We start from the raw sequence: 16972 nt of genomic DNA, 5'->3' as shown, positions 1-16972 counted from the left end.
ATAAAGAATTATCTACTGCATTTAAGATTTGAATTGAAATATTTCAATCAACAGCAGTCAGATCATCTAGTTACAAGTAACTCTTTATTTAATGAAAGTACCATAGTTCTAGCGATGGCGAAGGGTGAAGCCTTTAAACAGTCGGCCTTGAGTTCGATATAAAACCAAAGCTAACAAGATAAAACCACAACCAATCAGCTTTCCCGTAGAGAGCTGTTCGCCATACCAAAGGATACTTAAAATCACAGTCCAAACAGGCTCCAAAATCATGATAAGTGCGGCCGTTCCCGCAGCTGCTCCCTTTTGTCCTAGCGTCTGCATGACATAACGAAGGCTGGTAGCTAAAACAACGCTTAGCGCAAACCAAACCCAGATTGAAGGTTCAATCACGGCAGGGAAATCTTCAGTAATAAGTGAAAACAGCGAAACTAAACACCCAACGGTGAACAGTTGAATCGTGGTAAGCAAAAGCACTGGCAGCTTTTGTGCGTATTTTCGGTTCACATTAAAATGTAGCGCAAGCATGGTGGCACAGCCGATAAAAAAGAACTGGCTACTCGATTGCTGCCAACTCCCCGATAAAGAGAGAAAGGCTAATCCGATCATTGCAACAGGTAGCGACAACCAGAACGCGCGCTGTGGACGCTCTTTGAACAATAGCCAACCAACAAGCGGAACTATAAGCATCGACAAGCTAACAATAAACGCACCTTCGCCGAGCGTATCACTAATAGAAATAGCGTAGATCCAATTCATAATCGCGCCCGCAAGCAGGCACCCTACCATTGCCGCCGAAGTGATATCTTTCAATCGAGCTTTAACCAATGATTTATAGCAAAGCGGAAGCAGACACAGTGAGGCGAGGATAAATCTCAACCCAATAAACCCAAACGGAGGTAACCCTTGAATAGCCTCTTTGGAAAAAATCCAACCAAACGCGGCTAGAATCGTGGTCATTACGAGGATCAGTGAGGATTTGTATTCTGTGTTCAATATGCACTCTCGAAAAGTGATCGCTAGCCATAATGGGTAGCTAAGATTAAAGGTATGGGCCAAAAATATGGAGCAATATTTACGTCTATTGATAAGAGATTTAAGACCTCGCTATGATGCCAAAGTTACTTAGTAGATTCGACTAACTTTTTGTCTAGATTAGAAGTATTTTATATTGCCTACGTTATTAAATAGACTTGACCAATCACTAGAGCACCAAACCATTGCACATAGAAATATGTACAACTCAAATGTTCAAAAAGGCGATAAAAATAGCTTTCATCGCCTCAGATTGAGCTTACCAATATTGTTGCTTCTCTACACTTAGGGCTTACTACTTTAACGCCAGTAATTTTTCTGCGAACTCTGAAAAGCCTAACCCGCCAGGTTGTTGCATCACAACAGATGGATGATGATCTAAGCGATCCCAATAGTGTTTGATATTGGCAACGCCTACGCTGTATGGCATCGCTTCAAACATAAACTGATCATTCATCGAATCGCCGACATAACACGCACGATGTAAAATCTCATGATCTGACAATCCTTTCTCTTTTAAGAAAGCCATCGTCGTCGCTCGCTTAGAATGCTCACCATACCAAGCATTAATATGAATAGAGCTCGCCGTAGCATGTGCACCCAACGCGTGAATTTTAGCCACGACCTCTTCAATAACTTGGTCGTCGACTTTAGGACGGTTCTGGCCAATATCAATCGCTACTTCGCACAATCGGTAAGATTGATCCAAAGTGAGCTCAAGCTCTGGATATTCACTCAAGATTTCCAATACTTGCGACTTCAGTTTGTCTTGCTTTGTTCGAATATGGTCTAAAGGAACGTCTGAGCGCAGAGTTAAATAGCCTTCTTTTTTCTCCATGATAAACGCGCCATTTTCACCCAATACCGCATCTACTGGCCACAGTTGAGCAATATGGTCGCACCACCCCGCACAAGCACCAGTAACAGCAACCACCTTCTTGCCTGCATCTCTTAGCTTTTGCAGTGCAATCAGTGTTTCAGGAGGCAAACGGCCTTCCCATGTCAGGGTATCGTCCACATCGGTCATTACCCAGTCTATCTCTTTCCAATCTTGGCTTAATTCATTCGGTACCGAATTCATTACTACACCTCAAATTTATACATAGTGTTAAAGTAAATTCGGCAAAAACATCACTAAACTTTCAGAGAAAGTCAGCAACATCAACACCGCCAGCAGTGCCAGCAATAAAGGCACAACCTCTTTTACGAAATCAACCATACGCACTTTTAGTATCGAGCATACGGTGAACATCATCGAACCAAATGGTGGGGTTACGCCCCCTATCATTATGTTTACGATGACAATAATGCCGAAATGAACAGGGTTAACACCCAAGTTCAATACGGCAGGAAGCAGCAACGGTGTCAGAATGATCATGGCTGCGCCCCCTTCTATAAACATGCCAACAACGAGCAATAAAACGTTGATGAGTAACAGCAGCACTAGCTTGTTGTCTGTCAATTCAATCAGAGCAGCCGCAACGTTATGAGGAATTTGTTCTAGGGTCATGTAATAGCCGAACACCATCGCACCAATAATGATGAACATGACGCTACTGGTTCCCTGAACCGTTTCTCGCATTATCTTGGGAATATGTCGAATACCCAGTTCTCGATAAACGAAAACACCAATAATGATACAAAGTAGAACGGCAATGGCGCCTGCTTCTGTTGGTGTGAACAACCCAAATCGCATACCCAAAATGATGCCAAACGGGATCAACAACGCTGGTATTGCTTTTAGGAAGTAGTGAATACGCTCCTTTGCTGGCGCAGCTTCAGAGCGTGAAGGCTTGTATTTACGTTTACGAGATATAAACGCAATCGTCACCATTAGCGACAGCGCCATCAAAAACGCAGGGACATAACCTGCAATGAACATTTGATGCACAGATACGTTTGCCAATAAGGCAAAAATAATCAGGTTAATACCCGGTGGTATCACCGGACTAATACTTGAAGAAGCGGCCGTAACAGCTGCGGTAAACGGTAAATCGTAACCGCGCTTTGTCATCTCAGGCGCAAGGATCTTGGACTGCATCGCCGCATCAGCATTGGCTGAACCAGAAATACCGCCCATCAAGGTACTCAACGCTACATTAACCTGCGCCAAGCCCCCTGTTTTATGGCCAATCATAGAGTCTGCGAACGCAAGCAAGCTTCGGCTTATACCCGCGTAGTTCATCACCGAGCCAACCATAATAAAAAACGGAATAGCTAATAGCGGGAAAGACTCAGCAGAGCTGATAAAACGCTGCATAACCAAGCTAACGGGGATGGATTCGTTGATGAACAGGAAATACACCATTGATGACGCAATCAACGAAAACGCAATAGGAATATTTAGAAGAAACAAAACAAAAAGAATGATTATCGGCAGATAGATTTCCATCGACAGAACCTATTTATGTAAACGTTTGAGTAAAGCGATATCTTCCACAATGAATCTCACTGTGTGGATAGCCATTAGAGAAAAACAAAGTACTAATACACCATTAATGGAAAAGTAAGACATACCCATCACCGGTGTCACTTTGTTAGAAAGCATGAGGTACTGGTAACTCAGAACGACCATTAAAATATTCAGTGCGAGTAAAAAGAAAGAGACGCACAACTTAAAAGGTATCTTAACTTTGCTTGGCAACATGGCGACAATCACATCAACGCCCATGTGGAGTTTATGTTTGTAGCAAGAACTGATGCCTAGATACACCGACCATATAAAACAGATGACCGATAACTCTTCACTCCAAGGGACAACAAAACCAAACCCATAGCGCAGTATCACGTTCACTATCACCACTAAAATGGTGATTGAAATAGCAATTGAGGCGAGTATTTCTTCAATATTTCTTAAAAAAAACAACAACCTTCTCCATCAAAAGTCTTGGAACAGGGGGATAAAATAGGAACAATGCGATCCGGTTTCATCCAGATCGCATCCTTTTTAGTAAATGAGACTGTTATGATCGGCTATTGGGCAGCACGAATTTTTTCAAGCTCATCCATAATAGTTGCGTGTACACCTTCGCTCCACGCAGGGAACTGGTTATATACATTCGCCGTCAATTCGTTGAACTCTTCAGAGTTCACTTCGTTGAACGTTACTCCAAGCTCTTCAAGCTTCTCTGTATATTCTACGTCCAACTTAACAAGTTCAGCGGTGTTAGACGTAGCGCCTGCGTCAAGCTCTTCATTGATGATAGCTTGTTGCTCTGGTGTAAATTTGTCCCACAATTGTGGCGAGATGTAGATACCTACCGTGCCAAGGAAGTGCTTAGTTAATGACATGTTCTTAGCCACTTCATATAGCTTGGTAGAGTACATAGTCAGAATAGAACCTTCTAGCCCGTCAACAACACCTTGCTGAACGCCTGCATAGGTTTCAGGGAATGGTAGAGAAGCGGGTGCTGCACCCATCGCTGTTAGAGTACTAATGAACAGCTGACTTTGAGGTACTCGAACACGCATCCCTTTCATGTCTTCAGAGTTAACAATTTCTTTATTGGTGATCATATGACGATAGCCAAACATATAGTCAGCATTTAAAACCTTAACGCCTTTTTCTTCGGCTTGTTTTTTAAGACCAGCCACAAAGTCAGTGCGCATCATTGCCAGATATTCGTCGTAAGTGTTGTATAGCATTGGGCCAGCAAGTGCAGCAAAGTCTGGCACGTAGTCGCCTAGGTACGTTAAATCTTCAACAGCAATCCAGTTTGCTCCGTTCACAACTTGCTCTAGGTTATCTTTATAAACAGGAAGTTGACCGCCAGGGAAAACTTTAATGTTGACCGAGCCATCAGTGCGTTCACGAATTTTATCTGAAACCTTGATAAGTTCTTGAGTAAGTAGTTCATTTTGTGAGAACACTAAACTCATGTTGATATTAATGGGTTCAACCTTTGCCGCCGTGTCCGTTTGCTCTGATTCACCGCAACCGACCAGTAGCGCCGATGCAGCAATGACCGTACCTATAAGTAGCTTTTTCATTTCTCGTCACCTTGTAATGGCTATTTTTAGCTCAAATAATAATGGGGGTTATTAAGTTTCGTAGAGTATGCAAAGTAATTATTACATTCACATGAACATTTTCACTACAAATATGAACATTAGGCGACTTGTAAGATTGAGAGTGAGAATTGGCTCCCACTATTGGATTAATGTCATTAGCAAACAGCATTGATTGATCTATCGTCTCAATTCAAATACATGAATAAAATAATCATAAATCTGTAATAAACCCAATATATTGTCACTTTTATTTTCAAATGAACATTGAGAGCATATTATGATCACAGGACATCGCGGCGCAGCGTCACTTGCACCAGAAAACACGTTAGTAAGTATTGAGCAAGCCGCTAAAGCAGGCGCTCACTGGGTTGAAATTGATACTCAGCTTAGTGCCGATAACGTTCCGGTTGTTTTTCATGATAAAACGGTGAATCGCTGCACCAACGGTAAAGGCAAGATATCTGAGTTAGACCTTGCCACTCTTAAATCACTGGATGCAGGTAGTTGGTTCGGAGAAGAGTTCTCTGGTGTTACCATTCCGACTCTAGAAGAAGCTTTGGACAAATGTGTTGAACTCAACCTAACTCTCAACCTTGAACTAAAGACTTACGATGATAAAACCATTCACGCGTTGGTCGAACAGGTTATCGACGTCGTCAACAGCCGAGATTACCCGATCGATAAATTGCTATTTTCAAGCTTTAGTAAGGACGCGTTGGTTTTGTGCCAAACGCTAGCACCTAAAGTGAGAAGAGGGTTTATTTGCGAAGTGTGGAACAGTGCTAGCATTGATTCATTGACGTCTTTGGCGCTTTATAGCGTACACATTGATCATCAAATTCTCAATGAATCAACCGCAAAACAGATTAAAGAGTCAGGCCTAGTTCTTAAGATCTGGACGCTCAATGAGCCAGAAAAAGCAGAGACTTACTACCAGCTCGGTGTCGATAACATCATCACAGACATGCCAGATAAATTCTAACGAATAAACATTTAACGAGTAAGCACTTAGTGAGTAAGCAATGGAATTGAACGACCGTCAAAAACAGATTCTGTCTACGCTAAAAAGCAATGAAGACGTACAGATTGATCACTTGTCCGAGCTATTTTCAGTAACGACCCAAACTATTCGTCGTGATGTAAATCACCTATGCGAGCAAGGATTAGCACGCCGAGTACACGGTGGAGTTAGCCTTCCTACTACGTTAGCCAACACCAGTTACCGTTTTCGTTCAGAAGTTGAATCTGAAATTAAAGATAGAATTGCGATGGCCGTTGCCAATGATATTCCAGATGGTTCGACGGTCATGATGGGGATTGGCACTACGGTGACTCGTATCGCTCAGTACTTATTAACTAAGTCATCATTGCGGATAATCACCAATAACCTCCAAGTATCAAAAATTTTAGAAGCCAATGAACAAATTGAAGTTTACATGGCAGGTGGACTGTTACGTCGAGAGCACCAAGATTTAGTCGGTAGCAGCGTTATTGATTTTTTCTCAGGTTTCGAAGCAGACATTGGTATTTGTGGTTGTGCTTCAGTGACAGACAGTCACTTCTCAATGGAGCACGAACAGCTCGAATCCGATCTTTCTCAATCTATTATTGGTAATAGTCGTCAGAGTTGGCTGGTAGCAGATGCCAGTAAGTGGGATCGCTTTGCTGCCGTGAAAGTATCGTCTCTCTCTGCATTTGAAAGAATCTATACCAATAAGATACAGCTTCCAGAAGATATCAACATTCAGCCTATTATCAGCAAACAATAGAGTTTGCTCGCGCAAGATACGACAGAATCGCTCGGTGATCACACGCGCAAAAGCATCTTTGTAACTCGTTATTGGGCAGGAACGTGATGGCAACCTTGCTAAAGATTATCTCAGGTATAGGAAAAATTAATGCTTTTCCCCCGTTGAGTGTGCTTTACAAAAATCAGCTAAACGAAAAGGCGTTAGTAAGTTCAATCCCACTAACGCCTGAAATAAATAGAACATCATGCAATGTATGATGAGCATAGTTAAGTTTATCGTTCAAATAACAAACGTTTCGAATCAAATTGCATAAGTGACCTGTTTAGAAAATATTAAGCCCAAAAACATCTTTAACATCAAAAAGTACTTTTTCTGTTTTCTCTCTAGAGAGTTGGCTTCCTTTCACCAAAATATCAATGAGTTGAGCTTTGTCGTTCAAAAAGTCTGCTCTTCTTTCTCTTACTGGTCGAAGCATGTCCTGCAAGCACTCTTCTAGAATTTTCTTCGTCGTACCGTCCCCAAGGCCACCTCGCTGATAATGTTCTTTTAGCTGACTGATATAATCCGAATCTGGATGAAAAGCATCGAGATAGGTAAAAACAACATTCCCTTCAATCGCACCTGGGTCTTCAACTCTCAGATGATTTGGGTCTGTATACATCGATTTAACGGCAGCTGAAATCTCTTTTTCAGTCGCCCCTAGATTGATGGCGTTACCCATCGACTTCGACATCTTATTTTTCCCATCCGTACTAGGCAAACGAGGTGAATTGCTTAATAAGGGCTTACATTCAGTCAATACTGCTTTTCCTGCTAAAGAGTTAATCTTTCTCACTATCTCATTAGTTTGTTCAAGCATTGGTAATTGATCATCCCCAACAGGAACTAATGTTGCATTAAATGCCGAAATATCAGCCGCTTGAGATATCGGATATGTTAGAAAACCAGCAGGAAGCGACCGCTCAAACCCTTTACTCTGAATTTCACTTTTTACCGTTGGGTTTCGTTCTAACCGACTGATCGTTACAACATTACTGTAATACATTGTCAGCTCTGCAAGAGCGGGGATTTGCGATTGAAGACAAATCGTCGATTTAGAAGGGTCGATACCGACAGCAAGATAGTCTGCTACAACATTAAGAATATTAGATGATACTTTCTTAGGGTTGTGAGCGTTATCAGTAAGGCCCTGCATATCAGCAACAAGAATCGTTTGGTCATGAATTGTCTGTAATTTTACGCGCTGCTTTAATGAGCCGACATAATGACCTAGATGCAAAGGGCCTGTAGCTCTATCACCGGTTAAAATGATTTCTGATTTGTTGGTATCTTGTTTTGTGTTCATAGATGTATCTCCTAGTAAAATAGATCGCTACTGGAGATACAAAAGAGGTTACAGTCTTAGGCTACCTTCCAGCAGCTTTAGAATGTAAGAATTCCGCGCCGCTCTAATTAGAGCGCCACCAGAAAAAGAATGAGGTAGTCATGGGAATGTATTTCATTTTGACAATCTAGCAACAACTAGGTTGAAACGCAACCCTCTAAAATTCATTCATTTCCCGTTATTTTGAACAAGTGAATGCCCTCAGAATTGAAATTATTCACTATCCGACAGTACATCTTTCATATTTTTAATTTCGGTATGAATTGAGTCTGATAGGTTAATGGATAATTCATAGAGCACCTTGGGGCAAAAGTGATTGAGCTGATCACGGAACCAGGTACCCCCCCGTCTACTTGATATAGCCAAGAGCCGATCAGGTTTTATTATAACTGGCAAACTCTATTATCCTCCGACACCAGTTGAAGAATAATTTTCGATCTTCTTTACGAATATTCGAACTGGTTTTCTACTTACCTGAATCTGGCTTTTTATCCTTTCTTTTAAAAGAAAATCGCACCTACTTTTGAATTTATACTCAAAAGAGGTGCGAATTTTTGATTGCTCTTAAATTACTTTACCGGCTTGATATCCAGTAAAGGCTGAAACTCTTTATCTAATACCGCTTTACTTGGCCCATAATGACGCATCAATGGTGACCACTCGCCCGTTGGATTATCAATCGTAATATTGTTTGCCTGACCATCACAGCCAAAACGAACCGTGTAAGTACCGTCATCATTTTGTTCAGCATTCGTGCTGCTTACATGTGCGTTATCACTAAATACATAGATGTCTTTGTTATATACGGTAATTGACCAGAAGTATTTGTCCTTAGGATCTTCAAACGTGACAGCGTGACACTCCATGCTATTGAAATTCTTAGACATCTGATAGACGGCGTCTTGTTCCATTGCACCGCCCCAACCCGTTGCTGCACCTAACGGATGAAGCTTCATATCAACACTTTTTTCTGTTCCAAACATTCCAGCGTATGAACCGCCCATTTGAGCAAACTCCTTTTGAAGCTCTTTATGAACCACTTCATGGGTATGTGCATCAAATGCTTTTTTGGGTACAGCTTTAGAGCTATTTGCTTCGATCTTTAACTGCTTTTGAAGACGGTTAATCTCTGCAATATCTTCAGGGCTTCCATCAATCGTTCCTATTCGAACAATCACAAAAACATGGTCGGTCGTTCCTTCCACTTTATATTGACCGCTGCCATAATTCATTGGCTTGGTGAAGTGATTACCGTCAACTTGTAGCAAACTAATATAACGTCCATCGGTTTCCGGTAGAGTCACCGTTGCGCCTTTTGAAGTGTCAATAACGGCGGTGGAATACACGGTATCGTTATTTGAGCGTACTATTTGCGCATGTTGCTTAAGCGTTGGAACTCCAGGATATTTAAACCACTGGTTCACGCCTTCCCCTCGCTTCTCTTGCATTAACATCATCTTTTGCGATTCTGCTTGAGCATAATTATCACGTGTGACTTCGATAGATTGGCTTGCAAACACTGAGAATGTGGTTGACGTTAACATAGCGGCTAAAATAAGCTTTTTCATAATGGAACTCCCAACTGGCTTTATGAACTGTCTTTGATTTAGTATCAATATTAATCTATTTATTCGCTCAAATCTGAGCCTCAACAACATCAATATATGACATCGATTAAATAAGCCACTGATTTTGTTGCCAGTTTGTGATCGATATGACACCTAGTGAGTAATATAAAGCTATTGGTCGGACGGTCAGCACACAACAAGTTCATTCAGACTTGAACGGCATCCGGTTGATTTTCAGGTAACGCATCAATAAATGCGGGATGTGCGGATAAGTTTTTATGTATTACACTGATAATAGGAAATGGGCTCATATCAAGTTTAAAACGGTTTGCGTTATAAACTTGAGGAGCAAGACAAACGTCAATCAACGACAACTGATTCCCCTCACAATATAAGCCTGAGGTTTGGGACAGCTTCTTCTCTAATGAGTGAAAGCCGACCGAAATCCAATGACGGTACCATTGGGATTTTTGATCGTCTGTCACTGCTAACTCACCTGCTAAATATTGCAATATACGTAAGTTGTTAACGGGGTGAATATCAATCGCGATATCTTGAGCTAAGGCTTTCACTCTATACTTTGCTTCGGTTTCACTTGGAATCAAAGGAAACTGAGGGTATTGCTCATCAAGATACTCAATGATCGCCAACGATTGAGTTAGCTTTAAATTCCCATCAATCAAAACGGGCACAAGCTCGCTAGGGTTAAGTGCGCTAAAATTAGCGTGATGCTGCTCTCCCCCATTTTTAATCAAGTTAACGGAGAGCTGCTGATAATCGAGTTTTTTTAAATTAAGCGCAATCCTGACACGATAAGCGGCGGAAGAGCGCCAATACCCATATAGCGTCCTTTCTTCCATTTTACGCTCCTTTCTCGCTGCCTAATTCATCAAACCATTGATCTAATATTGGACCGTAAGGCACGATCTTCTGGTTAATGGCGCCAAAAATAGTGTTACCACCCTCATCCCTCATCTCTATGTTTATCGTATCGTGATAACGCATAAATGAAGTACTTGGTTTTCCGTCTCGGATGGTTTCTATCATTCTTACCTCGGCAATACATGAATAGCCAACGCCTCCTTCAGATATCGCACTACCATGATCCGTACCTTGCTTATTTGACACGGTACCAGACCCAATAATTGTTCCTGCGGACAACAGACGCGTTTTCGCTGCATGAGCAATAAGTTGAGGAAAACTAAACGTCATGTCTACCCCTGCGTTTGGGCAACCGAACGGTTCATTGTTATAGTTTGATATCAACGGTAAATGCAATTTCCCTTCGCTCCATGCATCCTCTAATTCATCTGGGGTCACCGCCACCGGAGAAAAAGCGGAAGAAGGTTTCGATTGATAGAAGCCAAAGCCTTTACCGAGTTCTGCGGGGATCAAACCTCGTAAAGAGACATCATTAACAAGCATCAGCAGACAAATCGAATCAGAAGCGTGATCCGCTTTGATTCCCATTGGCACATCACCCGTGATAATCGCGACTTCTGCTTCGAAATCGATTCCCCAGTCTTCACTTTCAACAGGGATATCATCGGTTGGGCCGATAAACGCATCAGAGCCCCCTTGATACATCAAAGGATCGCTCCAAAAACTCTCAGGGATCTCAGCGCCTCTTGCTCGCCGAACGAGTTCAACATGGTTTACATACGCAGAACCGTCTGCCCAATGATAAGCACGGGGTAATGGAGATTCACATTCATGACTATAAAACGAAATCGCCCCTGCATGATTCCCTTGATTCAGTGATTCATAAACACCTTGAAGTGATGAGACAACGCTCTGCCAATTATCTAGGGCTGTTTGTAATGTCTGCGCAATATCGGGTACCGCGATACATTGAGTTAATTCTCTATTCACAACCACAAGAGTGCCATCTCTCGTTCCATCTTTTAATGTGGCTAACTTCATTGTATCTCCTCATCCTTGTTCTAGGGTCTGTTATCGAGTTACTTCTCAGACGTACGCCAACTGTATACGTAGTCCTTATTTTCCACGTTTTCAGCCTCTTGAGTAAAGTGTAGTGCATGGCGAGTATCAATCATGACTGCTACTTCATCGGTAAACTTCTTCTTATACTCTCGCCCTGCTTGAAAGGCTTTAGGGTGCGGTCCATGAGTAAACCCCGCCGGATGAAACGTCATCATCCCCGCTTCAATATTGTCTCGACTAAAGAAGTCACCTTGGTGATAGAACAGCACTTCATCATAGTCATCGTTATTATGATAAAACGGGACTTTTAACGCGCCAGGATCGCTCTCGATGGGTCTTGGTACAAAGGTACACACGACAAATCCACAGCCAACAAACGTCGTATGTGCCGATGGTGGAAGATGGTAGCGGTGTGACATCAAAGGTCGAATATCACGCCAGTTGAGTTTTACGACAGCAAGATCACCATGCCAACCAATTGCATCGAGCGGGTTAAATGGATACGTGATAACGCTTACGCTGTCGTGCCTTTTCACTTGAACCTTTGTTGTCTCTTCAGAGTATTGCGCCTTAAATTCATCATCTATCGAAGGCACTTCAAGGACTGCAGGATCAAACAGTGCATGATTACCAACAATGCCTTTTTCCGGCAATGAATACGCTCCATCACTGTTTTCAATCATCAGTAAAAATAGCGGCTCATCAACTTCAATTCGCCACATTGTCGAGCGAGGAATCATCACATAGTCACCCTCGCTGATATCAAGGTGCCCATAGTCACAAAACAATTTTGCAGTACCTGCATGCACAAACAGCAATTCATCACCATCTGCATTGCGGACTAAGTCGGTCATTGATTCTTCTAGTTGCCAAACGCGAATTTTACATTGAGCATTGTGAAGCACAGCAGGAACTGACCAAGGGCTTTCTTGTTTAGACTCTTCGATATTATTGAGGTTAAACGCTCGTGGTTTTAAGTCCCCCTGCCACTCTTGCCAACCCGTTGGAGCATGCTGGTGATGAAAGTGTGCAGCAGGGCCAAAAAATCCGCTTCGACCCGCTTCACGCTCATAGATTCCTTGCTCAGGAAAGTCGGCATGAGCTTGTTTTGAGCTGATGCCTTCCTTATGTGGAAACGATATCCATTTGTTCATCAATAACCGCCTATGACTTCACGTTTTCTGCATCTAGCACGCCACGTCTGATCTGATCTTCCTCAATAGATTCAAACAGCGCTTTAAAGTTACCTTCTCCAAATCCTTCATTTCCTTTCCGTTGGATAATTTCAAAGAAGACTGGGCCAATAACTGTTTGAGTGAAAATTTGCAGTAATATGCCATCTTTCTCTGGTGCGCCGTCGATCAACACTCTCAAATCTCGTAATTGATTAAGGTCTTCTCCATGACCGACAACTCGCTGATTCACTTTGTCGTAGTACGTGTCAGGGGTTGGCATAAAATCCATACCTTGCTCACGAAGAGTTTTCACTGTCTGGTAAATATCATCGGTAGTTAGGGCGATATGCTGAATCCCCTCGCCTTTATACTCACGAAGGTACTCTTCAATCTGTGATTTATCGTCTGAAGACTGGTTAATTGGGATTCGGATTTTCCCACATGGTGCTGTCATTGCACGGCTCGTTAACCCTGTTAGTTTTCCCTCAATATCGAAATATCGAATCTCTTTAAAGTTAGCAATTCGCTCATAAAAACCAGCCCAGACATCCATTTTCCCCTGCATAACATTATGGGTTAAATGGTCTATTTCATATAAGCCAACATCTTTCTCTTTTAGTCTTTGTGCTGCATCTGAATAAAACAGAAAGTCCACGTCATAAATACTCTGGCTTCCGTAGCGATCGACAAAATAAAGTAAGCTATTACCGATGCCATAAATCGCTGGGATGCTTAGCTCCATTGGGCCAATTTCTGTTTTATACTCTTCACCACCGTTGTTAAGCACATGCTTCATCGCATTGCCTGCGTCATGAACACGAAAAGCCATGCCACACACAGACGGCCCATGAACTTTTGCAAACTCTTCGGCCTGACTGTGAGGCTCTGCATTAACGATGAAACTGATATCACCTTGTCGATACAGCCACGCCTCTTTAGAGCGATGCTTAGCGACTTCCGCAAAACCCAATGAGTTGAATAACTGTTTTAAGTCATTAATTCCTTTTTCAGTTGCTGCTGTGTATTCAACAAATTCGAACCCATCTGTACCCAATGGGTTATTTTGATCAATCATGCTTCACTCCTTCGATAGCGCATTATCTTCATTACAAAAAACCGTGGTCCTTTTAATAACTTAAGATGAAGTGGGTACAAATTAGAACTTTCTTACAAAAATACTTTATGGCCTATCAACAATAAAACAGATGTAATCAAATTGTTACACAGTGATTTTCATGCATCATGCATTGATAAAAATACAAATCGCGCCGACTAATAAATACGTTAGATCAAAAGCTTACACTTTATTAACAGGGATTTATCACTGTCAACCTCCTCACTCTGTTGATGAAAATTTGGTAACCCAGAAATTACAACGCAACATATTATTTACATTAGGGCTATTTACACCCGTAATGGAAGGCTCGATTAACGAAAAGATGATTACTAACTAAACAGTAGAACGTTTTATTGATTTAACTCAGTGTTTTTTGACGTGCTTCAAGGCTAAGGTAACAACCTCCTGTTCCCTGCGAGATATAATAATGACTCAAATTAACCAAGAAAGACTGGTTGAACACTTTTGCCAACTGATCAAAATCGACAGCGAATCACGCTTCGAACTCGAAATTTCTATGGCACTAGCAGAACAACTAGGTGAGCTTGGCTTCACTGTACATAAACTGCCTGTAGCAGAAGAGATCTCAAACGGTTTCAATATTTATGCTCGCCTAGAAGGTAAATTGGATGACAGTGTAGTTTTAAGCTGTCACATGGACACGGTTGCACCCGGAAACAGTATCGAACCTATTATTGAAGACGGTGTAATCCGCTCAAAAGGCGACACTATTTTAGGTGGAGATGACAAGTCAGGCATCGCCGCTATTATGGAAGCGGTTCGTTGTATTCAAGCTGAAAACATCGAACATAAAACCATCGAAATTGCATTTACTGTTCATGAAGAAGGTGGCCTTCAAGGTTCAAAAAACTTCGACATGTCTTACATTAAATCGGACAAAGCTGTCGTTCTAGATTCAGGCGGCCCTATTGGTACAATTATCAATCGCGCACCTGGTCAGCAATCAATGGCGTTTACCATTAAAGGCCGCCCTGCCCACGCAGGATTAGCGCCAGAAGAAGGCATTAGTGCCATTGGTGTCGCTGCTGAAGCAATCACAAAAATGAACCTTCTTCGTATTGATGAAGAAACAACAGCGAATATCGGTATTGTTGAAGGTGGTAATGCAACCAATATCGTTATGCCAGAGCTTCGCGTTGTAGCTGAAGCTCGTTCCCTAAATGACGAAAAGCTTGCAGTGCAAGTTAATCACATGGTTGAGACGTTCCAAGCTGCGGTTGACAAGCATGGCGCGGAAATGGAACTTGACTCAAAACGTGCGTACAATGCTTATGTGATTGCTGAAGATCACCCTCATATTGCCACTATCATGCAGTCATTTGAAGCTATCGGAGTAGATCCACAAGCTAAACCAACTGGCGGTGGTAGTGATGCAAATAACTTCAATGAGAAAGGCCTAACAACCGTGAACCTTTCGACTGGAATGGCGAAAGTTCATACGACAGAAGAGTTCATTACGGTTGATGATTTAGTAAAAATCACTCAGTTCATGAAACATTATCTCACCGCATAAATTATATTGATATAAATATTAATCTAAACTCCAATAAACGGAACGAAGATAACCTATTAAAAATCCGACAGTTACCTGTCGGATTTTTTGATATTACTATCAATAAAGTTTCATATCTCTCTAAGTACCTGACCTGCATGGGATTGACGAACTCTTATCCCCTAACTAGCCTTACTATAGTCAATGCATACTCAACTAGGTTGTATGAGTATCATCACACTGAACGTTAGACACATGGCTTGGCATTTAATTTTAGAAATAAAGTTAAAATAAGGCTTAGGAGCACACTGTTATGGCTACATCGATTTTGTTCTATGAACCGTTTGACTCAAATGGTTTCCTCTCCAACTTTTACCCCGTTATTATCGACATATCCGGCGTAAATTGGCCCTCCAGCGAACATTATTATCAAGCTCAAAAGTTTCATTCTCAAGAGCTTCAAGAGAAAATACGACAAGCTGAATCTCCAGATGTCGCGTTCCAACTAAGTAGGCAGTACCAAGATCAGGTTCGTGAAGATTGGATGGACACTAGAGTCGAGGTGATGAAATTCATCGTTAATCAAAAATTCACCCAACATACTCAATTGGCCTTTCACTTAGTCAATACTGGTGACATAGATTTAAAAGAGCACTCACACAAGGATGATTTTTGGGGCGATGGCGGTGATGGCCACGGCAGAAATGTGCTCGGCCAGATTCTCATGGAAATTCGCAGCTCACTAAAAACTCAAACACCTTTCAATCTCGTTAGTTTTATCGATGCTGCTAAGCTGCCGACTCGATGGGGTGAATTCAAAATGCATGCTTTTGTCGAGCACAGTACTCAAAAAGAGCACATTGCATTAGTGTATGGCGACATTAACAAAGTCAGCGCGCCATTGATTCGGTTACATTCAGAGTGTCTAACTGGAGATGCTTTATTCAGTGCTCGATGTGATTGCGGATTTCAGCTATCACGAGCCTTAAAAAATATTGTTGATGAAGGTGCCGGAGTGCTTCTGTACTTAAGACAGGAAGGACGTGGCATTGGATTATCGAATAAAGTCCGTGCATACCATCTACAAGATGAAGGCGCAGATACAGTTCAAGCAAATGAACGTCTTGGGTTTGCTGCTGACATGCGAGATTATGCTTTCTGCCAAGGAATGCTAGGCTATTTTGGCATCACCTCTGTGCGATTAATGACCAACAACCCACGAAAAGTAAACGCACTTGAAGGGGCCAATATATCGGTTGTAGAGCGTGTGGCTATTCAAGAAGGGAACAACCCGCATAATCACCACTACTTAAAAACCAAAGCCGAAAAGCTCGGGCACATGTTTGATGCGACATTTATTAAGTGATGCTTACCAAGTAAACATAGAAGCGCCTGTTTAACCTGCATGGCAACGACCTTCTTTCAGTACAAAACACTCTGAAAGAAGGTTAATCTCCGCTTCGACGCACTACTACCG

The 16972-nt window shown here is 42.0% G+C and carries 15 protein-coding genes; 4 read left to right on the top strand and 11 right to left on the bottom strand.

Annotated elements, in window-relative coordinates; genetic code table 11:
- Nucleotides 1–108: 108 nt before the first annotated feature.
- The 5 genes from L4D20_RS12090 to L4D20_RS12070 all read right to left on the bottom strand — a co-directional run bounded on the left by L4D20_RS12090 (nucleotide 109) and on the right by L4D20_RS12070 (nucleotide 5022).
- Nucleotides 109–996: a DMT family transporter gene (locus L4D20_RS12090; protein ID WP_428802139.1), complete on the bottom strand. Its 888-nt coding sequence runs from the start codon at nucleotides 994–996 to the stop codon at nucleotides 109–111.
- Between the two features lie 331 nt (nucleotides 997–1327).
- A complete protein-coding gene (locus L4D20_RS12085; RefSeq protein WP_428801845.1) occupies nucleotides 1328–2113 on the bottom strand; it encodes an HAD-IIB family hydrolase in 786 nt (261 codons plus the stop codon).
- Nucleotides 2114–2140: 27 nt separating this feature from the next.
- A complete protein-coding gene (locus L4D20_RS12080) occupies nucleotides 2141–3424 on the bottom strand; it encodes a TRAP transporter large permease (RefSeq protein WP_428801844.1) in 1284 nt (427 codons plus the stop codon).
- Nucleotides 3425–3433: 9 nt separating this feature from the next.
- Nucleotides 3434–3898: a TRAP transporter small permease gene (locus L4D20_RS12075; protein ID WP_428801843.1), complete on the bottom strand. Its 465-nt coding sequence runs from the start codon at nucleotides 3896–3898 to the stop codon at nucleotides 3434–3436.
- A 107-nt stretch (nucleotides 3899–4005) separates the two neighbouring features.
- Nucleotides 4006–5022, bottom strand: coding sequence for a C4-dicarboxylate TRAP transporter substrate-binding protein (locus L4D20_RS12070; RefSeq protein ID WP_428801842.1), 1017 nt, complete (start codon nucleotides 5020–5022; stop codon nucleotides 4006–4008).
- 298 nt (nucleotides 5023–5320) lie between these two features.
- Here L4D20_RS12070 and L4D20_RS12065 point away from each other — a divergent pair, with 298 nt between their 5' ends.
- Entirely contained in the window at nucleotides 5321–6025 is a 705-nt protein-coding gene (locus L4D20_RS12065; protein WP_428801841.1) for a glycerophosphodiester phosphodiesterase family protein, read from the top strand.
- 40 nt (nucleotides 6026–6065) lie between these two features.
- A complete protein-coding gene (locus L4D20_RS12060) occupies nucleotides 6066–6812 on the top strand; it encodes a DeoR/GlpR family DNA-binding transcription regulator (protein WP_428801840.1) in 747 nt (248 codons plus the stop codon).
- 304 nt (nucleotides 6813–7116) lie between these two features.
- Here the strand turns inward: L4D20_RS12060 and trpS are convergent, their stop codons facing one another.
- The 6 genes from trpS to hppD form a co-directional block, all read right to left on the bottom strand.
- Nucleotides 7117–8139: a tryptophan--tRNA ligase gene (trpS, locus tag L4D20_RS12055; protein WP_428801839.1), complete on the bottom strand. Its 1023-nt coding sequence runs from the start codon at nucleotides 8137–8139 to the stop codon at nucleotides 7117–7119.
- A 608-nt stretch (nucleotides 8140–8747) separates the two neighbouring features.
- Nucleotides 8748–9746 (bottom strand): DUF1254 domain-containing protein, encoded by a 999-nt coding sequence (locus L4D20_RS12050; RefSeq protein WP_428801838.1) that lies wholly within the window; start codon nucleotides 9744–9746, stop codon nucleotides 8748–8750.
- A 206-nt stretch (nucleotides 9747–9952) separates the two neighbouring features.
- The gene (gene maiA / locus L4D20_RS12045; RefSeq protein ID WP_428801837.1) at nucleotides 9953–10606 is read right to left on the bottom strand and encodes a maleylacetoacetate isomerase; all 654 of its coding nucleotides are present in this window, start codon (nucleotides 10604–10606) and stop codon (nucleotides 9953–9955) included.
- A gap of 1 nt (nucleotide 10607) precedes the next feature.
- Nucleotides 10608–11669: a fumarylacetoacetate hydrolase family protein gene (locus L4D20_RS12040; RefSeq protein WP_428801836.1), complete on the bottom strand. Its 1062-nt coding sequence runs from the start codon at nucleotides 11667–11669 to the stop codon at nucleotides 10608–10610.
- 38 nt (nucleotides 11670–11707) lie between these two features.
- On the bottom strand, nucleotides 11708–12844 hold the full coding sequence (locus L4D20_RS12035; RefSeq protein ID WP_428801835.1) for a homogentisate 1,2-dioxygenase: 1137 nt from the start codon (nucleotides 12842–12844) through the stop codon (nucleotides 11708–11710).
- 10 nt (nucleotides 12845–12854) lie between these two features.
- A complete protein-coding gene (gene hppD / locus L4D20_RS12030; protein ID WP_428801834.1) occupies nucleotides 12855–13940 on the bottom strand; it encodes a 4-hydroxyphenylpyruvate dioxygenase in 1086 nt (361 codons plus the stop codon).
- A gap of 469 nt (nucleotides 13941–14409) precedes the next feature.
- Here hppD and L4D20_RS12025 point away from each other — a divergent pair, with 469 nt between their 5' ends.
- Entirely contained in the window at nucleotides 14410–15516 is a 1107-nt protein-coding gene (locus L4D20_RS12025) for a M20/M25/M40 family metallo-hydrolase (RefSeq protein WP_428801833.1), read from the top strand.
- A 292-nt stretch (nucleotides 15517–15808) separates the two neighbouring features.
- Nucleotides 15809–16861, top strand: coding sequence for a GTP cyclohydrolase II (ribA, locus tag L4D20_RS12020; protein WP_428801832.1), 1053 nt, complete (start codon nucleotides 15809–15811; stop codon nucleotides 16859–16861).
- Nucleotides 16862–16972 lie beyond the last annotated feature (111 nt).

Source organism: Vibrio kyushuensis (assembly GCF_050337325.1).
Lineage (GTDB): Bacteria > Pseudomonadota > Gammaproteobacteria > Enterobacterales > Vibrionaceae > Vibrio > Vibrio kyushuensis.
This window is presented reverse-complemented; position numbering and strand designations above follow the sequence as displayed.

Coding starts and splice junctions, on each gene's coding strand:
- ribA (WP_428801832.1), top strand. CDS start 15,809: ATGGCTACATCGATTTTGTTCTATGAACCGTTTGACTCAAATGGTTTC.
- L4D20_RS12060 (WP_428801840.1), top strand. CDS start 6,066: ATGGAATTGAACGACCGTCAAAAACAGATTCTGTCTACGCTAAAAAGC.
- L4D20_RS12085 (WP_428801845.1), bottom strand. CDS start 2,113: ATGAATTCGGTACCGAATGAATTAAGCCAAGATTGGAAAGAGATAGAC.
- L4D20_RS12040 (WP_428801836.1), bottom strand. CDS start 11,669: ATGAAGTTAGCCACATTAAAAGATGGAACGAGAGATGGCACTCTTGTG.
- L4D20_RS12035 (WP_428801835.1), bottom strand. CDS start 12,844: ATGAACAAATGGATATCGTTTCCACATAAGGAAGGCATCAGCTCAAAA.
- L4D20_RS12025 (WP_428801833.1), top strand. CDS start 14,410: ATGACTCAAATTAACCAAGAAAGACTGGTTGAACACTTTTGCCAACTG.
- hppD (WP_428801834.1), bottom strand. CDS start 13,940: ATGATTGATCAAAATAACCCATTGGGTACAGATGGGTTCGAATTTGTT.
- L4D20_RS12080 (WP_428801844.1), bottom strand. CDS start 3,424: ATGGAAATCTATCTGCCGATAATCATTCTTTTTGTTTTGTTTCTTCTA.
- L4D20_RS12065 (WP_428801841.1), top strand. CDS start 5,321: ATGATCACAGGACATCGCGGCGCAGCGTCACTTGCACCAGAAAACACG.
- maiA (WP_428801837.1), bottom strand. CDS start 10,606: ATGGAAGAAAGGACGCTATATGGGTATTGGCGCTCTTCCGCCGCTTAT.
- L4D20_RS12050 (WP_428801838.1), bottom strand. CDS start 9,746: ATGAAAAAGCTTATTTTAGCCGCTATGTTAACGTCAACCACATTCTCA.
- trpS (WP_428801839.1), bottom strand. CDS start 8,139: ATGAACACAAAACAAGATACCAACAAATCAGAAATCATTTTAACCGGT.
- L4D20_RS12070 (WP_428801842.1), bottom strand. CDS start 5,022: ATGAAAAAGCTACTTATAGGTACGGTCATTGCTGCATCGGCGCTACTG.